This is a genomic window from Agrobacterium sp. ST15.16.055 (assembly GCF_027956555.1).
In the GTDB taxonomy this organism is placed as follows: domain Bacteria; phylum Pseudomonadota; class Alphaproteobacteria; order Rhizobiales; family Rhizobiaceae; genus Agrobacterium; species Agrobacterium salinitolerans.
Genome location: NZ_JAQKGN010000003.1, coordinates 402,964 through 419,447 on the forward strand (window position 1 = coordinate 402,964; position 16,484 = coordinate 419,447).

Consider the following 16,484-nt stretch of genomic DNA (forward strand, 5'->3'; position numbering starts at 1 on the left):
ATAAGTTGCTAATCACTCCTTTACGGAGGAGACGTACTGCACCCGGGCGGGCTCTATTCCATATTTAAGGGTAAACAGATTATTTCTGCTCGAAGCGCGTCAGCAGCCATTCGCCGGTTTCCGACAGGCAGGCCTGTCCCGAATAGCTCGCCACACCCTCGAAGGAATGGCGTGTCGTCCTGAAATTGCGGCAGACGAAGCCGCTGGACTTGTCTTCGTGAATGGCGGTGACGACGCCGGCGCTGCCGGTGGCGGCATTGGCCCAGGGCAGAGGCTGGTCGGCGAGCTTGGCGAGGTCGGCCGATGTGACCGCATTGCGGATCGTCGCATCGTCCGTCTGCGGCGCATTGTTCGGCTGGTTGGGAACGGAGGCCGTGGAAAGCGAGCGGTCAACCTTGTCTCCGCCGAACAGGTCGAGGCTGACGCAGCCGCTCAGCACCGCGAGCATTGACACGACGGCGGAAACTTCCGCTATCGACGAAAGGAGGCTCTTTGTTCGACTGTTCGACTTTGCTATGACGGTCACCATCTTTCACCGGAGATCATCTCTGGCGTCCAAATCAGCTCGGGAGCATTTTATTCAATATGTCGGAAACGGGGTTAACATCCAGTGACTTCACGGAAGAAAATGAACCGTTCACGCTTTTTGCCGAATGGCTGAAGGACGCGACGGTTTCCGAAATCAACGATCCGAACGCGGTGGCGCTCGCCACCGTGGACGAAAATGGCCTGCCGAACGTGCGCATGGTGCTTCTGAAAGGCGTCGATGATCGCGGTTTCGTTTTCTATACGAATTTCGAAAGCCAGAAGGGTCAGGAGATCCTCGGCCAGAAAAAAGCGGCCATGTGCTTCCACTGGAAAAGCCTGCGGCGGCAGGTGCGTCTGCGCGGCGAGGTGGAGATCGTGAGCGACGAGGAGGCGGATATCTATTACGCCTCTCGCCCACGCGGCAGCCGCATCGGCGCCTGGGCATCCAAGCAGTCGCGGCCTTTGGAAGGCCGTTTTGCGCTGGAAAAAGCGGTAGCCGAATATACCGCCAGATATGCGATTGGCGATATTCCGCGCCCATCCCACTGGTCCGGCTTCCGCATCCGGCCACTCAGCATCGAATTCTGGCACGACCGCAAGTTCCGCCTGCATGATCGCATCGAATTCCGCCGCGACACCCCTGACGGTGCCTGGTCCAAGGTCCGTATGTATCCGTAACACCATCCGGGCAGGCCGTCTCGGCCTGCCTATTTCAGCAACTGGTCAAACAGCGGCAGGCCGATGACGGCGGAAATCGCGATCAGGCCGTAGCAGATGCGCCGGAACGCCGCCTCATCGGCAAGCCCGTGCAGTCGCGCACCGGCATAAAGACCGAGCCCATAAAAGGGCAGGGCCAGCAGGAAAAACACGAAGACATCGACGGTAAACAGGCCGCCAAGAAAGTAGCTGGCGATGGAGAATACCGTTGAAACCGCGAAATAAAGAATGACATTGGCGCGCACGAAAGCGCCTTTCAGCGCGCCGCCCAGCCAATAGGCGACGACGGGCGGGCCACCCAGCTGCGCGGCCCCTGAAAACAGCCCGGCCAGCAGCCCTGTAAAAAGGGTGAGCGGCGTCTTTGGCCGGCCGCTGTAACGCCAGCCGGACACCAGAAATACCAGCAGCACCACGACCACGCCCGAGATGAGCCAGCGTAGCGTCAGTGGATCACCCTTGGAAAGCAGCATTGTGCCGACGGGCACGCCGACAAAGGCGCCGGCCGCCATGGTGAAGACTTCGCGCCGGTCCGCCAGGCGAAAGGCGGGCGGTATCATGCCGAGCGTCAGCACGCCGTCCACCACCAGCAATACCGCCGAAGCGATACGCGGCCCGACGATGGCGCTGGCCAGGGGAACGAAGATGAGTGCCGCACCGAAGCCGGAAAATCCGCGCGCAAGGCCGGCAAGAAAGGCGGCACCCGCAAACATGGCGAGCAGCGCCGGGCTGTGCGCGGTGACGAGTGACGACAGGAAGTCGAGATGGGGCATGGGCGATGGCACGTTTGTTCGAATATCTTTTCTCTATCTCGCTTGCATGCGCATGTCTCGGAAATTTCCGTTCATGGCTGCATGACGCACTGACGGGTCGACGCGGTCAGAGAATCATGATTAGAGTTGTGATGCGTGAACAAAGGATGAACAAATGTTTGCTGACATGATGCGTCGGTTTGAAGAGGCGTCGCAAAAATATGCCGCTGAAAACGGAATATTCCGCGACCCGGACTGGTACATGCTGAAGCTTCAGGAAGAGGTTGGCGAGATGACGCAGGCCTGGAACCGGCTGACGGGACGGGCACGCGTTAAGGGCAGGAGCAAAGAGGAGATGAAGCGGGATCTGGCCGACGAAACCGCCGATCTCCTCGGCCATGTGCTGTTGCTGGCCCATTACAACGGTCTCGATATTGAAGGAGCGATCGAGCGTAAGTGGCGCTTTACGCCGTCAAAACCCTGAAGGCTCCAGCTTTTCCAACATGGCCACCACCGCATGAAGGTCGCTTGCAACCGCAACGCATTTCTCCCGCATTTCCTCGGTCGGCGGCGCGACATCGGGAACCATGATCGTCATCATGCCCGCCGATGTGGCCGAGCGCACGCCGGAATAGGAATCCTCCAGCGCAAGGCAGCGACCCGGATCGCGGGAAAGTCGTCCGGCTGCGGTCAGATACGGCATGGGCGCCGGTTTCGGCTCGGTATAGTCGCCACGCGCGACGATGGTGTCAAAGCGCTTGAGAAGATCATAAGGGCCGAGATGGCGTGTGACCGAATCGTGCCGCGATGAGGTGGCGATGGCGCGGCGGATATCGAACCGGTCGAGAAGATCGAGGATTTCGATGACGCCGGGTTTCAGCGCCACTCCCTCCGCCATCATCAGGCCGAGATGCCGGAGCCAGGCATCACGGAAGGTCGCCATCGGAAAATCGGCACCATAATCGGCAAAGATGGTGCCGGTGATGACATCCCAGGGGCTGCCGCAGACCTTTTGATAGGTCTCGACCTTCATGCCATGGCCGCCTTCATCCGAGGCCGCCAGAAACGAATCGCGATAGAGCGCCTCGCTTTCGATCAGCAATCCGTCCATGTCGAAAACCACGGCGTGCGGCAGAAAAGGCAGCATGGTCGCTCAGCCGAACCGGAAGGGACGTTCGCCAAGGCTTTCGAACGGGCGGATCAGATAGCCATCGGGATCTGCGACGATAAATTGCCGGTTGCCCACTTCGACCGTGCCGCGCCTGTACCATTTTTCCTCCAGCGGCATGACGAGGTCGATCGATGATCGCTCCAGCCGGGAAAGAATGGGTTGCAGGGAAGGAACGGCGAGCTGCAGGTTCATGCCGCGGCCAAACGGCGTATCGAGCGAGGCATTGCCCGCCACGAAGGTTCGGGTTGCGCCGATCTGGTCGATCATCAGTTCTGCGTCGCCTAGCGCCAGATAGGTGAAACCCTCTTCGGGGCGCTCATAGACCACATGAAAACCGATCAGGTCACAATAAAAAGCGCGGCTTTTCTGCCAGTCGCTGACGGCAAGTTCAGGAACGAGGGCATTTCGTATGATGGTCATGGTCTCCTTTGCCGCGCAGGCCCGGGATGGGAGGAGGGGCCTGCCATAAGGGGTGATCTTAACGTCTTCCCGGCCGCACGCCAGAGGAAACCTCATCATGGCAGCCATGTGCGGGGTCATGGGCTGGGATGGCGACGCTATGGGTGAAGGACTGTCGCGGCAGGTTCGATGTTTCCCGCAACCGCCCATGCGCCGCGGAACTAGGCCTTGGTACCGCCGACGGTGATCTGATCCATGCGCAGATGTGGCTGACCGACGCCGACAGGCACCCATTGTCCGGCCTTGCCGCAATTGCCGATGCCGGTATCGAGCTTGGAATCGTTACCGATCATCGAGACGCGCTTCATCGCATCCGGCCCGTTGCCGATCAGCATCGCGCCCTTCACCGGCGCGCCGATCTTCCCGTTTTCAATGAGATAGGCCTCGGTGCAGCCGAACACGAATTTGCCGGAGGTGATATCCACCTGGCCGCCGCCGAAGGAAACGGCGTAGATGCCCTTCTTGACGGAGGCGATGATCTCTTCCGGCGTTTTATCGCCCGAGAGCATGTAAGTATTTGTCATGCGCGGCATCGGCACATAGGCGTAACCCTGCCGACGGCCATTACCCGTGGGCGTCGCACCCATCAGCCGGGCGTTTTGCCGGTCCTGCATGTAACCGACCAGCCTGCCGTTCTCGATCAGCACGTTATAGCCGGAAGGCGTACCTTCATCGTCGATGGTCAGCGACCCACGCCGGCTGTCGATGGTGCCGTCATCGACGACGGTGACACCGGGTGCTGCGACCATTTCGCCCATCAGACCAGCGAAGGCAGAGGTCTTCTTGCGGTTGAAATCGCCTTCCAGACCGTGCCCCACAGCCTCATGCAGCATGACGCCCGGCCAGCCGGAGCCGAGCACCACATCCATGGTGCCAGCCGGCGCATCGATGGCGGTGAGGTTGACGAGCGCCTGGCGCAGCGCTTCATCCGCGCCGCGCTGCCAGTTTTCCGTGGTGATGAAATCGCCAAAGCCGACGCGGCCGCCGATGCCATAGGAGCCGCTTTCCTGCCGGTCGCCTTCACCCGCCACCACCGAAATGTTGATACGCGTCATCGGCCTGACGTCGCTGACACGGTGGCCGTCGGCGCGCAGAATATCCACCACCTGCCAGCTTGCGGAAATCGTCGCCGTCACCTGCCGGACATTCGGATCCTTATCGCGCAGATAGGCGTCGATATCGGTGAGGAGCTTCACCTTCTCCTCGAAGCTTGGGCTGCCGATCGGATTCTCGTCGCCGTAAAGCTTCTTGTTGGTGCGCTGGGGTGCTGCGGCATAGGAGCCGGAATAACCCTTGGTCACCGCGCCCACCGCATCCGAAGCGCGCTTCAACGCGCCTTGCGAAAGCTCGCCCGCATGGGCGTAGCCCACCGTCTCCCCGGCAACGGCGCGCAGGCCGAAACCTTGGTCGGTATTGAAGGAGCCGCCCTTGAGCCGGCCATTGTCGAATGTCAGCGATTCGGCCTGGGCATGTTCGATGAAGAGCTCGCCATCGTCAGCGCCGGCGAGCGCCTCGCCGACGAGCTTGCGCAATTGCGTCTCGTCGCAATCGAAGAGTTTTACAAGATCGTCGGTCATGGGAGGCTCCAGTCATTATCGTTCAGTGACCGATTTAGGCACTGGAGCGGACGGACGCAAGGCTGTCCGGCAATGGCGGGCTTTAAGGAAGCGCGTCGTAGCCCTCGGCAAAGCCGGAAAGCTCGATCGGAATACCGACGCGATCCTGATCCACGGCTTCACGCAGCGCGAAAACCGCATTCTTGCCGGCGCGCAGAACCTTCAGCAGCTCGTCGTCAATATCCACTTCCACATAGCAGCCTTCGGAGAAGCAGCGGGTGAAATAGGCGCGGCCGATATTATTATTGTCGATATAAAGCTCCATGCCATCCTTCAAAAGCACGCCAAGCGGCGCGAGGATGCGCAGGATGCGCGACTTGCGGTCGGCCGTCTTCAGCACCACCACCGAAAGCCCCACTTCCGGGCGGTCGTCGGCGATCACGTTCTGCATCAGCGCGCATTGTTCTTCGGATGCGCCTGCCGGCTTGTCGCAGATGACCGACCATGCTCCGTGCGTCGACTTCGGCGTGCCGGGCGGCTGCTGTTGCGCCAGCGCCGCGGCAGCGGGAGCGATGATTGCAAGACCGGCGGCGGCAAGAAAAGTGCGCGCGAGCGGGGAAAGACGCATGGATACCTCTGGGATTCGAATCAGTGCGGCTATTTTGACGCCATAATCCGGAAAAAAAAGCCTAGCGACTTCAATTCCAGCGGAGTTGGGCGGAAATAGGACCTGTTGGCGCTCATAGCCGTCTGATTTGTCCCGCGCGTCATTCGTTATCCGGCATTCAAACCGGCTGGAAGACGGGGCTTTGTCGCATTTGGGCTGCTCGAAATCGCGCTCAGTGGGTCAGCTCGGACACAGGGTGCGGGAAAGTCGGTCGTGGATTGATCAATGGCAAAATTGGGGCGCATCCGTGTCCCGACGCATATTGCGGCAGAGGGCAAACTGTGGTTTTAAGTTAGTACCATAAGCATGGATTCTGCGTCTGTGATTGATCTGGATCAGACGCGTGAGGGAGAGGGTACCGTGACGAATAGGATTTACGCAGCACTGGCGGGGATGACCTGTCTGCTCACGGCTGTCGGCGCCCACGCCGATCAGCCGGTGCATTGGCAAATGGGCATGCAGGAGGCCGCCACGCCGATCATGCACGAAATACGCTGGTTTGAACAATATACGCTCTGGTTCATTGTTCCGGTTACGCTTTTCGTTCTCGCGCTGCTCATCGTCGTCGCCCTGAAATTCCGCGCCGCGAAAAATCCGGTGGCTTCCAAGACCAGCCACAACACGGCGATTGAGGTTGTCTGGACGCTGGCGCCGGTGCTCATTCTCCTGTTCCTCGCTTTCCCCTCGTTCAATCTTTTGAACGCGCAGCTGACGCAGCCGGAAAACCCTGACCTGACGCTGAAGGCGACCGCCACGCAATGGCTGTGGAGCTATGAATATGCCGCAGCCGAAGGCGCCGAACCGCTTTCCTTCGACAGCTATCTGCTGAAGGATCAGGATCGCGCTGCTGCCGGCAAGGAAGACAAGGCCCGCTATCCACGTCTTCTCGCGGTTGACAATGAAATGGTCGTCCCCGTCGGCAAGACCGTTCGCCTTCTGGTGACGGCGGCGCCGACGGATGTCATCCACGCTTTCGCCATGCCCGCTTTCGGCGTCAAGATCGACGCTGTTCCGGGCCGCCTCAACGAAACCTGGTTCAAGCCGGAAAAGGAAGGACTTTATTACGGCCAATGTTCCGAGCTTTGCGGCAAGGACCACGCCTTCATGCCGATCGCCATTCGGGTGGTTTCCGAACAACAGTACAATGCCTGGCACGCCGCCGCCGCTTCCGATCTGAACGGCGCGAACCGGGCGCTGATGGCCTCCGTCGATGGCGCTCCGCGCACGGTTGACGTTGCCGCCAACGAAACCAACTGACTGGAGTGACGACAATGGCTGGACCTTCCGCACACGACGATCATCACTCGCATGGTCATTCCGCTCATGACGATCATTCGCATGATGCGCATCATTCCCATACACCGGGCTTTTTCGCCCGCTGGTTCCTGTCCACCAACCACAAGGACATCGGCACGCTCTATCTGATCTTCGCCATCATGGCGGGCATCATCGGTGGCGGGCTTTCGGTTGTCATGCGCATGGAGCTGCAGGAGCCGGGCATCCAGATTTTCCACGGTCTGGCGTCCATGGTTTACGGCTTCGAGGGCGACGCTGCCATCGACGGCGGCAAGCACATGTTCAACGTGTTCACCACGGCGCACGCGCTGATCATGATCTTCTTTATGGTCATGCCCGCGATGATCGGCGGTTTTGCCAACTGGATGATCCCGATCATGATCGGCGCGCCTGACATGGCTTTCCCGCGCCTCAACAATATTTCCTTCTGGCTAATCGTTCCCGCCTTCATCCTGCTGCTTCTGTCGCTCTTCGTCGAAGGCCCGGCGGGTGCTTATGGCGTGGGTGGCGGCTGGACCATGTATCCGCCGCTATCGACGAGTGGCATGCCTGGGCCGGCGGTCGATCTTGCGATCTTCTCGCTGCACGTCGCCGGTGCATCCTCGATCCTCGGCGCGATCAACTTCATCACCACGATCCTCAACATGCGCGCGCCGGGCATGACGCTGCACAAGATGCCGCTTTTTGCCTGGTCGGTTCTGGTCACCGCATTTCTGCTGCTGCTGTCCCTGCCAGTTCTGGCGGGTGGCATCACCATGCTTCTGACCGACCGTAACTTCGGCACGGCATTCTTCTCGCCGGAAGGCGGCGGTGACCCGATCCTCTACCAGCATCTGTTCTGGTTCTTCGGCCACCCGGAAGTGTACATCCTGATCCTGCCCGGTTTCGGCATCATCAGCCACATCGTGTCCACCTTCTCCAAGAAGCCGGTTTTCGGTTATCTCGGCATGGCCTACGCCATGGTCGCCATCGGCGCCGTCGGCTTCATCGTCTGGGCCCACCACATGTACACGGTCGGCCTTTCGCTCGAAGCGCAGCGCTACTTCGTTTTCGCCACCATGGTGATCGCGGTGCCGACGGGTATCAAGATCTTCTCGTGGATCGCGACGATGTGGGGCGGTTCGCTGACCTTCTCGACACCGATGGTGTGGGCAATCGGCTTCATCTTCCTGTTCACGGTCGGCGGTGTCACCGGCGTCCAGCTCGCCAATGCCGGTCTCGACCGTTCGCTGCACGACACCTATTACGTGGTGGCGCACTTCCACTACGTTCTGTCGCTCGGTGCCGTCTTTGCGATCTTCGCCGGCTGGTATTACTGGTTCCCGAAGATCACCGGCTATATGTACAGCGAGTTCGTCGGAAAGCTGCATTTCTGGGTCATGTTCGTCGGCGTGAACCTGATCTTCTTCCCGCAGCACTTCCTCGGTCTTGCCGGCATGCCGCGCCGCTACATCGATTATCCCGATGCCTATGCCGGCTGGAACATGGTATCGTCTTACGGTTCCTATATCTCGGCCGTTGCCGTGGGCATCTTCCTCTTCGGCGTCTGGGAAGCCTTCGCCAAGAAGCGGATTGCCGGTAACAACCCGTGGGGTGAAGGTGCGACGACGCTCGAATGGCAGCTGTCTTCGCCGCCGCCCTACCACCAGTGGGAACAGCTACCGCGCATTCGCTGATGCGCGGGCCGGAAGGCGCGGCAGGGTTCGCGAATTCCGGACGCTCAGAACAAGGAACGGTGCGGCCTTGGCCAGCGCCGTTCCCTTGGAGCATTTCCAGGAAAAGTGGAACCCGGTTTTCCGTCCGGAAATGCCTCGAAACAAAGAGTTGGAGTGTTTTCGTGTTTCGAAGAAACGCGAAAAAGCTCTAGGCAGGCAATGCCCGCTGCCGCGTGACATTTTGTCCAAGCGAAGCATATCGTCCGACATGATACATGCCCCGGACGTGATAAATGCCAAGTCTGGCCTTTATGTATGAGCAGCGCAGACGAATGGCGGGATGGGCGCGGTCACAGGCCGGGCAAATGAATGGTATCGGTTCTTCCGGATATCGCCCATGCCGGGACGTTCGGGCCAATGAATTGACGCATCGCGCATGCCGGAAATCACATTCGTTTTTCGGGCCGGTGCAGGGGATGTCGCGACAGGCGGCACCTGAAGGAAAACAGGACAGGAAATGAGCATTATCGACAATCGCGACATGCTGGGCGTGGAGGGCTCCGAACTTTCGGAAGCCGGCGCGCGCGATTATTTCGAATTGCTGAAGCCGCGCGTCATGTCGCTCGTCGTCTTCACGGCTTTTGCGGGTCTCGTGCTGGCGCCGGGTGAAATCAACCCTGTGCTCGGCATCATCGCCATTCTCTGCATCGCTGTCGGCGCGGGCGCATCCGGTGCCCTCAACATGTGGTACGATGCCGATATCGACGCCGTGATGAGCCGCACCGCCCGGCGACCGATCCCGTCCGGCCGCATCGCGCCGCGCGAGGCGCTGGCCTTCGGACTGACGCTCTCGGCCTTTTCGGTGGTCATCCTCGGCCTTGCGGTCAACTGGTTCTCGGCAGGTCTGCTCGCTTTCACCATCTTCTTTTACGCCGTCGTCTATACGATGTGGCTGAAACGCTCGACGCCGCAGAACATCGTCATCGGCGGCGCCGCCGGCGCTTTCCCGCCCATGCTTGGCTGGGCCTGCGTCACCGGCGGCGTTTCGCTGGACAGCATCATCCTGTTCCTCATCATCTTCCTGTGGACACCGGCGCATTTCTGGGCGCTGGCGCTGTTCAAGATGCGCGATTACGGCGCCGTCGGTATTCCGATGATGCCGAACGTGGCCGGCGAACGCTCCACCAAGAACCAGATGATCGTTTATGCGGTGCTGACCGCGGCGGCGGCCGTCGCCCCCTATTTCACGGGTCTGGCGAGCGCCGGCTACGGCATTTTCGCCGCCGTCCTGAGCGCCATCTTCATTTACTGTTCGCTCGATGTCCGTCGCATGCCTGAAGGCGACGAGAAGATGCTGCCGGCCAAGAAGATGTTCGCCTATTCGGTGCTTTACCTTTTTGCGATTTTTTCCGGCCTTCTGGCCGATCATTTCGCGCCGGCCCTGAAGGCCGCCATGTCGGGAGTCCTGTGATGGAAACGGTGGAACTAAGCACGGCGCAGAAAAAATCGAGACGCGGGCGCAACATCGCTCTCGGCGTCCTGCTCGCCGGTCTGGTGGTGCTGTTCTATATCATCACCATCATCAAGATCGGCTCGCATTGATGCGCTGATTGAGGGGAGAGGAGGAGGACATGGCGAATATGGAAGCGCAGACAGCAGAAACCGGCAGACAGAAGGTGAGCAATCGCTCTATCCTCGTGCTTTGTCTCGTGTTCTTCTGCGCCATGATCGGCATGGCCTATGCCGCCGTGCCGCTTTATACGCTGTTTTGCCGTGTCACCGGCTATAACGGCACCACCCAGCGCGTCGAGCAATATTCCGACGTCATCCTTGACAAGACCATCAACGTGACCTTCGACGCCAACACCTCGAACGGCCTCAATTGGGATTTCCAGCCGATCGACAGGAAGGTCTCGCCGAAGATCGGTGAAACGGTGCAGGTCATGTTCAAGGCGACGAACCGCTCATCCGTGGCGACCACGGGCACGGCCGTCTTCAATGTCACACCGATGGAAGCGGGCGCCTATTTCAACAAGGTGGAGTGCTTCTGCTTCACCGAAACGACGCTGCAGCCGGGTGAAACGCTGGAGATGCCGGTGGTTTTCTTCGTCGATCCTGACATCGCCACGGCGCGCGAAACCAAGAGCATTCATACTTTAACGCTGTCCTATACGTTTTATCCGGCGAAAACCGAAAAACCGGTTGCGTCCTTGCCGGTAAAGACTTCATCTGGCGAAAGTAAATTGTGAGAGGAGATCTGGCCTTTTATCCGAGGCCGGATCAGGGAAGAGACATTCGGGGATTGTCGCAATGGCAGATACGCATCAGAAGAACCACGACTACCACATTATCGATCCAAGCCCCTGGCCGCTTCTGGCCTCGATCGGCGCCTTCATCCTGACATTCGGTGGCGTCTGTTACATGCGTTACCTGTCGGGCGGCTCTTTCAAGCTGTTCGGCGCGGAACTGGCCAATCCCTGGCTGTTCTATATCGGCCTCGTCATCGTGCTTTACACCATGTACGCATGGTGGTCCGACACGATCAAGGAAGCCCATGAGGGCAGCCACACCCGCGTCGTCTCGCTTCACCTGCGTTACGGCATGATCATGTTCATCGCCTCGGAGGTGATGTTCTTCGTGGCGTGGTTCTGGGCCTATTTCGATGCCAGCCTCTTCCCGCACGAGGCCATTCAGGCGTCGCGCCTCGAATATACCGGAGGGCAATGGCCGCCCAAGGGCATCGAGGTGATCGATCCCTGGCACCTGCCGCTCTACAATACCGTCATCCTGCTTTTGTCGGGCACCTGCGTCACCTGGGCGCACCATGCCCTGCTGCACAATGACCGCAAGGGCCTGATCAGCGGTCTGCTGCTCACCGTCGCGCTCGGCGTCCTGTTCTCCACCGTGCAGGTTTACGAATACATGCACGCGCCGTTCGACTTCAAGAATTCGATCTATGGCGCGACCTTCTTCATGGCCACCGGTTTCCACGGTTTCCACGTCTTCGTCGGCACGGTTTTCCTGCTGGTCTGCCTGTTCCGCGCCATTGGCGGCGGTTTCACACCCAAGCAGCATTTCGGCTTCGAAGCGGCTGCCTGGTACTGGCACTTCGTTGACGTCGTCTGGCTGTTCCTGTTCTTCGCCATCTATATCTGGGGTGGCTGGGGCGCGCCGCTGCACGGCTGATTGGATCGGATAGAGCCTCGCCCCAAGCAGGGCATGGCTTGTCGAGCGAGCGGGTCTCACTTGTTTCTTCTCCCCGCCGGGGAGAAGTCCGCAGCAGCGGGACGAGGGGGGCAAGGGTAGAGATTGACCGATAGCTAGCCCCCTCATCCGACCCTTCGGGCCACCTTCTCCCCGGCGGGGAGAAGAAATACGAGGCACCGTCGAGTAACAAACAAGTGCCCGGGTTTTGAGGCAAGCTTCCAAGAGACTCGACGTCACCCTCGGGCTTTGGCCAACTTCGCAGGAGGTCATCATGTCTGAACCATCAAACGGCAACTTCGCGCCGGTGGACCCTATCAAGGTGGGCTTGAAGGGCTGCTGCCCGCGTTGCGGAAACGGCCGGCTGTTCGATGGCTTTCTGACCCTAAAACCCGCCTGCAGCGCCTGCGGACTGGATTACGGTTTTGCCGATGCGGGCGATGGCCCGGCGGTTTTCGTCATGCTGATCGTCGGTTTTCTGGTCGTTGGGCTGGCGCTCTGGTTCGATCAGCGTTTTTCGCCCCCCGTTTGGGTGCATATCCTGCTGTGGTTGCCGTTTACGGTGATTGTCTCCCTGGTGCTGCTGCGCAAACTCAAGGGCATCATGATCGCGCTGCAATACCGTAACAATGCAAGCGAAGGCAGGCTTGATCGTGAATGACGTTTCCCACATGAAGGCGGCGGAAAGGCGGGTCTGGTTCGCTGCGCCGCTGGTGCTGCTGGCGCTTGCCATTCTTCTCGGGCTCGGCACGTGGCAGGTGAAGCGTCTCTACTGGAAAGAGGCGCTGATTGCCGATATCGAAGAGCGGCGGAGCGCGAGCCCGGTGCCGCTCTCCGACATAGAGGCGATCGCGAAAAGCGGCGGCGATATCGAATACCGCACGGTCAGACTTTCCGGCACCTTCGATCACGCCCGCGAGCGACATTTCTTCGCCACCCATCAGGGGCGAACCGGCTATTACATCTATACGCCGCTGACGCTTGCCGATGGCCGCATTCTCTTTGTCAATCGCGGCTTCGTGCCCTTTGAGATGAAGGAACCGTCAAAACGGCCCGACGGGCAGGTTGCCGGTGAGGTGACGATAACGGGGCTGGCGCGCGCGCCGCTGGTTGCAAAACCGTCCTCGATGCTGCCTGATAACGATATCGCCAAGAACATTTTCTACTGGAAGGATCTGGCGGCCATGGCCTCCAGCGCCGATATCCCGCCCGAGCGGCTGGTCAACCTCTTCGTGGATGCTGACAGCGCGCCTAATCCGGGCGGTTGGCCGCAGGGCGGCGTGACGCTGATAGATTTGCCCAACAATCACCTGCAATATGCGATAACGTGGTATGGGTTGGCGGCGGCCCTTGTCATCGTCGCCGGTTTTGCCTATTTCCGGAACGGCAAGGCGCAGGGTGAATAAAGCGCAGCCCGCCCGGTAAGGCAGCTTGTCGGGCAAGGCCATGACGTACGGCCCAAGGAACAGGCCAAGGAGCTGGAATGAACATCGCCGTTTCCAAACCCCCTTTGACGATAAGGCTGTGCGGACCGCGCGGCTTTTGCGCGGGCGTGGACCGGGCGATCCAGATCGTCGTGCTGGCGCTGAAGGCCTATGGCGCACCCGTCTATGTCCGCCACGAAATCGTGCATAACCGCTATGTGGTGGAAGGGCTGGAAGCCAAGGGCGCGGTTTTCGTCGAGGAACTGCATGAAATTCCCGCCGAGCATCGCGAGCAGCCGGTGGTTTTCTCGGCCCATGGCGTGCCGAAATCCGTGCCGGAAGATGCGCAGGCGCGCAACCTGTTTTATCTCGATGCGACATGCCCGCTGGTCTCCAAGGTCCACAAGCAGGCCATGCGCCACCAGCGGCTTGGCCGCCATGTGGTGCTGATCGGCCATGCCGGCCACCCCGAGGTCATCGGCACCATGGGCCAGCTTCCCGAAGGCGCTGTCTCGCTCATCGAGACGGTGGAAGATGCGGACCGCTACGAGCCACTGGACCGCGAAAATCTCGGCTTCGTCACCCAGACGACACTTTCGGTCGATGACACGGCCGGCGTCATCGCCAGGCTGCAGGAACGTTTCCCGGCCATGCAGGCACCCGCCGCCGACAGCATCTGTTACGCAACCACCAACCGTCAGGACGCGGTGAAACAGGCGGCCCCCGGCTGCGATCTCTTCATCGTCGTCGGCGCGCCCAATTCCTCCAATTCCAAGCGGCTTGTGGAAGTGGCGCTGCGGGCCGGTGCACAGCGCTCCGTGCTGGTGCAGCGGGCCTCGGAAATCGACTGGAATGAAATCGGCGATATCCGCACCGTCGGCCTTTCGGCCGGCGCATCCGCACCGGAGGTCATCGTCGATGAGATCATCGAAGCCTTCAAGGCGCGCTTCGATACGACGCTCGATCTCGCCGTGACGGTTGAGGAAACGGAACATTTCCTCGTCAATCGCGAGCTGCGCAGCATTGAGCTGACGACGGACGACATGGCTTTCGTGAACGGCAACGCCAATGATGCGCTGCCGCCGAAAACCGCCGCCGGTATCTGAAGCGGGATGGCGCGGAATGCGGGCGGTTTCCGTCTCTCCTGCGTCATGTCCTCTCGAGATTTCCACTCCATCCTTCATCAAGAGATTTGAAATTGGCAGTTTATACGGACATCACCGAAGATGATCTGAGGAATTTCCTCACGCAATATGACGTCGGCAGCCTCACCTCCTATAAGGGCATTGCCGAAGGCGTCGAAAACTCCAATTTCCTGCTGCATACCACCAAGGACCCGCTGATTCTCACGCTTTATGAAAAGCGCGTGGAGAAATCCGATTTGCCCTTCTTCCTTGGCCTCATGCAGCATCTGGCCGCCAAAGGCCTGTCCTGCCCCCTGCCGCTGCCGCGCAAGGATGGAGAGTTGCTGGGAGAGCTGTCGGGCCGGCCGGCGGCGCTCATCTCCTTTCTCGAGGGCATGTGGCTGAGAAAGCCGGAAGCGAAACATTGCCGCGAAGTCGGCAAGGCGCTGGCCGCCATGCATCTGGCCGGCGAGGGGTTCGAGATCAAGCGGCCGAACGCGCTCTCCGTCGAAGGCTGGAAGGTGCTGTGGGACAAGTCCGAAGCGCGCGCCGACGAGGTGGAGAAGGGCCTGAAGGACGAGATCCGTCCTGAGATCGATTATCTCGCGGCCCATTGGCCGAAAGATTTGCCGGCTGGCGTCATCCATGCGGATCTGTTCCAGGACAATGTGTTTTTCCTCGGTGACGAACTCTCCGGCCTGATCGACTTTTATTTCGCCTGCAACGACCTGCTCGCTTATGATGTGTCGATCTGCCTCAACGCCTGGTGCTTCGAAAAGGATGGCGCTTACAACGTCACCAAAGGCAAGGCGTTGCTGGAAGGTTACCGGTCGGTGCGGCCGCTCAGCGAAGCAGAGCTGGGGGCGCTGCCGCTTCTGGCGCGCGGTTCGGCGCTGCGTTTCTTCCTCACCCGCCTTTATGACTGGCTGACGACGCCGGAGGGCGCGCTGGTGGTCAAGAAGGACCCGCTGGAATATCTGCGCAAGCTGCGGTTCCACCGTTCCATCGCCACTGTCGCCGAATATGGGCTGGTAGGCGAATGAAGCACGTCGATATTTTTACCGATGGTGCCTGCTCCGGCAATCCCGGTCCGGGCGGCTGGGGTGCGGTGCTGCGCTACGGCGAGGTAGAGAAGGAACTCTCTGGCGGCGAGGCGGAAACCACCAACAACCGCATGGAGCTGATGGCGGCGATTTCGGCGCTCAATGCGCTGAAAAGCCCCTGCGAGGTCGATCTTTATACCGACAGTGCCTATGTGAAAGATGGCATCACCAAGTGGATTTTCGGCTGGAAAAAAAAAGGCTGGAAAACCGCCGATAACAAGCCGGTCAAGAATGTCGAGCTATGGCAGGCGCTGGAGGCGGCGCAGGAACGTCACAAGGTCACCCTGCATTGGGTAAAGGGCCATGCCGGCCACCCGGAAAACGAGCGCGCCGACGAGTTGGCGCGAAAGGGCATGGAGCCCTTCAAACGCCGGTAACGCAGGCCTGCTCTATTTCGGGCCGGGTAAATCCGCGCCAGCGGCCCTTTTATCGGGGGTTGTGAAAACCGAAACCCGACCTATCTTGTCGTCAAGGGGCGCTCCGTTAGCGCCAAACGGAGGAGAGAAATCCGGATGATCCTGCATTGTGTATTTCTACGCTTCAAGGCTGCAACGGCCTCTTCTGAGAAACAGGCGATATTCGAGGCGATTGCCGCCCTGAAGGATGTGATACCCGGCATCATCGATGTGAAATACGGCCAGAATGTCTCGCCCGAAGGCTTGAATGGCGGTTTCGTCGATGGCTTTATCGTCACCCTGGAAAGCCCCGAGGCCCGTGACGACTATCTCGCCCATCCGCAGCATCTCGAAGTGGGGGAACGTTTGGTGTCGCTGACCGATGGTGGCCTTGCCGGGCTTCTGGTGTTCGACATGAATGTCTAAAGCCAGGCGG

The 16,484-nt window shown here is 59.9% G+C and carries 20 protein-coding genes; 14 read left to right on the forward strand and 6 right to left on the reverse strand.

The genetic code is table 11. The annotated features are described in order from the left end of the window. Window positions 1-79: 79 nt before the first annotated feature. The gene (locus tag PL599_RS07930) at window positions 80-529 is read right to left on the reverse strand and encodes an RT0821/Lpp0805 family surface protein (RefSeq protein WP_077982819.1); all 450 of its coding nucleotides are present in this window, start codon (window positions 527-529) and stop codon (window positions 80-82) included. 56 nt (window positions 530-585) lie between these two features. On the opposite strand from PL599_RS07930, the gene pdxH reads away from it, so the two are divergent. Continuing rightward, window positions 586-1,206 carry a pyridoxamine 5'-phosphate oxidase gene (gene pdxH / locus PL599_RS07935; RefSeq protein ID WP_269823265.1) on the forward strand — a complete coding sequence of 207 codons (621 nt, stop codon included), beginning with the start codon at window positions 586-588 and terminating at the stop codon, window positions 1,204-1,206. Window positions 1,207-1,235: 29 nt separating this feature from the next. Here pdxH and PL599_RS07940 read toward each other — a convergent pair whose 3' ends face one another. Continuing rightward, entirely contained in the window at window positions 1,236-2,015 is a 780-nt protein-coding gene (locus tag PL599_RS07940) for a sulfite exporter TauE/SafE family protein (RefSeq protein ID WP_271358978.1), read from the reverse strand. 154 nt (window positions 2,016-2,169) lie between these two features. Here PL599_RS07940 and PL599_RS07945 point away from each other — a divergent pair, with 154 nt between their 5' ends. Then, window positions 2,170-2,478, forward strand: a complete 309-nt coding sequence (locus tag PL599_RS07945; protein WP_077982817.1) for a MazG nucleotide pyrophosphohydrolase domain-containing protein — start codon at window positions 2,170-2,172, stop codon at window positions 2,476-2,478. On the opposite strand, the gene PL599_RS07950 is transcribed toward PL599_RS07945, so the two are convergent. The 4 genes from PL599_RS07950 to PL599_RS07965 all read right to left on the reverse strand — a co-directional run bounded on the left by PL599_RS07950 (window position 2,467) and on the right by PL599_RS07965 (window position 5,808). After that, window positions 2,467-3,141, reverse strand: a complete 675-nt coding sequence (locus tag PL599_RS07950) for an HAD family hydrolase (protein ID WP_269823262.1) — start codon at window positions 3,139-3,141, stop codon at window positions 2,467-2,469. The two genes, PL599_RS07945 and PL599_RS07950, sit on opposite strands and share 12 nt — an antisense overlap. Window positions 3,142-3,147: 6 nt before the next feature. Next, complete coding sequence (locus PL599_RS07955) at window positions 3,148-3,585, reverse strand: bleomycin resistance protein (RefSeq protein WP_077982815.1); 438 nt, start codon at window positions 3,583-3,585, stop codon at window positions 3,148-3,150. Between the two features lie 200 nt (window positions 3,586-3,785). Then, the gene (gene tldD / locus PL599_RS07960) at window positions 3,786-5,201 is read right to left on the reverse strand and encodes a metalloprotease TldD (RefSeq protein ID WP_077982814.1); all 1,416 of its coding nucleotides are present in this window, start codon (window positions 5,199-5,201) and stop codon (window positions 3,786-3,788) included. Window positions 5,202-5,283: 82 nt separating this feature from the next. Next, window positions 5,284-5,808: an invasion associated locus B family protein gene (locus tag PL599_RS07965; RefSeq protein ID WP_003521101.1), complete on the reverse strand. Its 525-nt coding sequence runs from the start codon at window positions 5,806-5,808 to the stop codon at window positions 5,284-5,286. A 432-nt stretch (window positions 5,809-6,240) separates the two neighbouring features. Here PL599_RS07965 and coxB point away from each other — a divergent pair, with 432 nt between their 5' ends. From coxB to PL599_RS08025, 12 genes are all read left to right on the forward strand, one after another. Further along, window positions 6,241-7,104, forward strand: a complete 864-nt coding sequence (coxB, locus tag PL599_RS07970) for a cytochrome c oxidase subunit II (protein WP_416172485.1) — start codon at window positions 6,241-6,243, stop codon at window positions 7,102-7,104. Window positions 7,105-7,118: 14 nt separating this feature from the next. Further along, entirely contained in the window at window positions 7,119-8,819 is a 1,701-nt protein-coding gene (gene ctaD / locus PL599_RS07975; RefSeq protein ID WP_142914139.1) for a cytochrome c oxidase subunit I, read from the forward strand. Window positions 8,820-9,315: 496 nt separating this feature from the next. After that, complete coding sequence (locus tag PL599_RS07980) at window positions 9,316-10,269, forward strand: heme o synthase (RefSeq protein ID WP_269823259.1); 954 nt, start codon at window positions 9,316-9,318, stop codon at window positions 10,267-10,269. Next, window positions 10,269-10,400 carry a hypothetical protein gene (locus PL599_RS07985; RefSeq protein ID WP_077982810.1) on the forward strand — a complete coding sequence of 44 codons (132 nt, stop codon included), beginning with the start codon at window positions 10,269-10,271 and terminating at the stop codon, window positions 10,398-10,400. The genes PL599_RS07980 and PL599_RS07985 overlap by 1 nt, the downstream gene beginning before the upstream one ends. A gap of 29 nt (window positions 10,401-10,429) precedes the next feature. Beyond that, window positions 10,430-11,047: a cytochrome c oxidase assembly protein gene (locus PL599_RS07990; RefSeq protein WP_137409883.1), complete on the forward strand. Its 618-nt coding sequence runs from the start codon at window positions 10,430-10,432 to the stop codon at window positions 11,045-11,047. 61 nt (window positions 11,048-11,108) lie between these two features. Beyond that, entirely contained in the window at window positions 11,109-11,984 is an 876-nt protein-coding gene (locus tag PL599_RS07995) for a cytochrome c oxidase subunit 3 (RefSeq protein ID WP_077982808.1), read from the forward strand. A 292-nt stretch (window positions 11,985-12,276) separates the two neighbouring features. Further along, a complete protein-coding gene (locus tag PL599_RS08000) occupies window positions 12,277-12,663 on the forward strand; it encodes a DUF983 domain-containing protein (protein WP_077982807.1) in 387 nt (128 codons plus the stop codon). Window positions 12,664-12,673: 10 nt separating this feature from the next. Then, entirely contained in the window at window positions 12,674-13,408 is a 735-nt protein-coding gene (locus PL599_RS08005; RefSeq protein ID WP_137410965.1) for an SURF1 family protein, read from the forward strand. A 77-nt stretch (window positions 13,409-13,485) separates the two neighbouring features. Beyond that, window positions 13,486-14,532: a 4-hydroxy-3-methylbut-2-enyl diphosphate reductase gene (gene ispH, locus PL599_RS08010; RefSeq protein WP_269823258.1), complete on the forward strand. Its 1,047-nt coding sequence runs from the start codon at window positions 13,486-13,488 to the stop codon at window positions 14,530-14,532. A gap of 92 nt (window positions 14,533-14,624) precedes the next feature. Beyond that, window positions 14,625-15,593, forward strand: a complete 969-nt coding sequence (locus PL599_RS08015; RefSeq protein ID WP_269823257.1) for a homoserine kinase — start codon at window positions 14,625-14,627, stop codon at window positions 15,591-15,593. After that, window positions 15,590-16,030 carry a ribonuclease HI gene (gene rnhA / locus PL599_RS08020; protein ID WP_060723001.1) on the forward strand — a complete coding sequence of 147 codons (441 nt, stop codon included), beginning with the start codon at window positions 15,590-15,592 and terminating at the stop codon, window positions 16,028-16,030. Before PL599_RS08015 ends, rnhA begins: the two co-directional genes overlap by 4 nt. Before the next feature lie 135 nt (window positions 16,031-16,165). Continuing rightward, entirely contained in the window at window positions 16,166-16,474 is a 309-nt protein-coding gene (locus PL599_RS08025) for a Dabb family protein (protein ID WP_077982804.1), read from the forward strand. The last annotated feature ends 10 nt before the right edge of the window (window positions 16,475-16,484 follow it).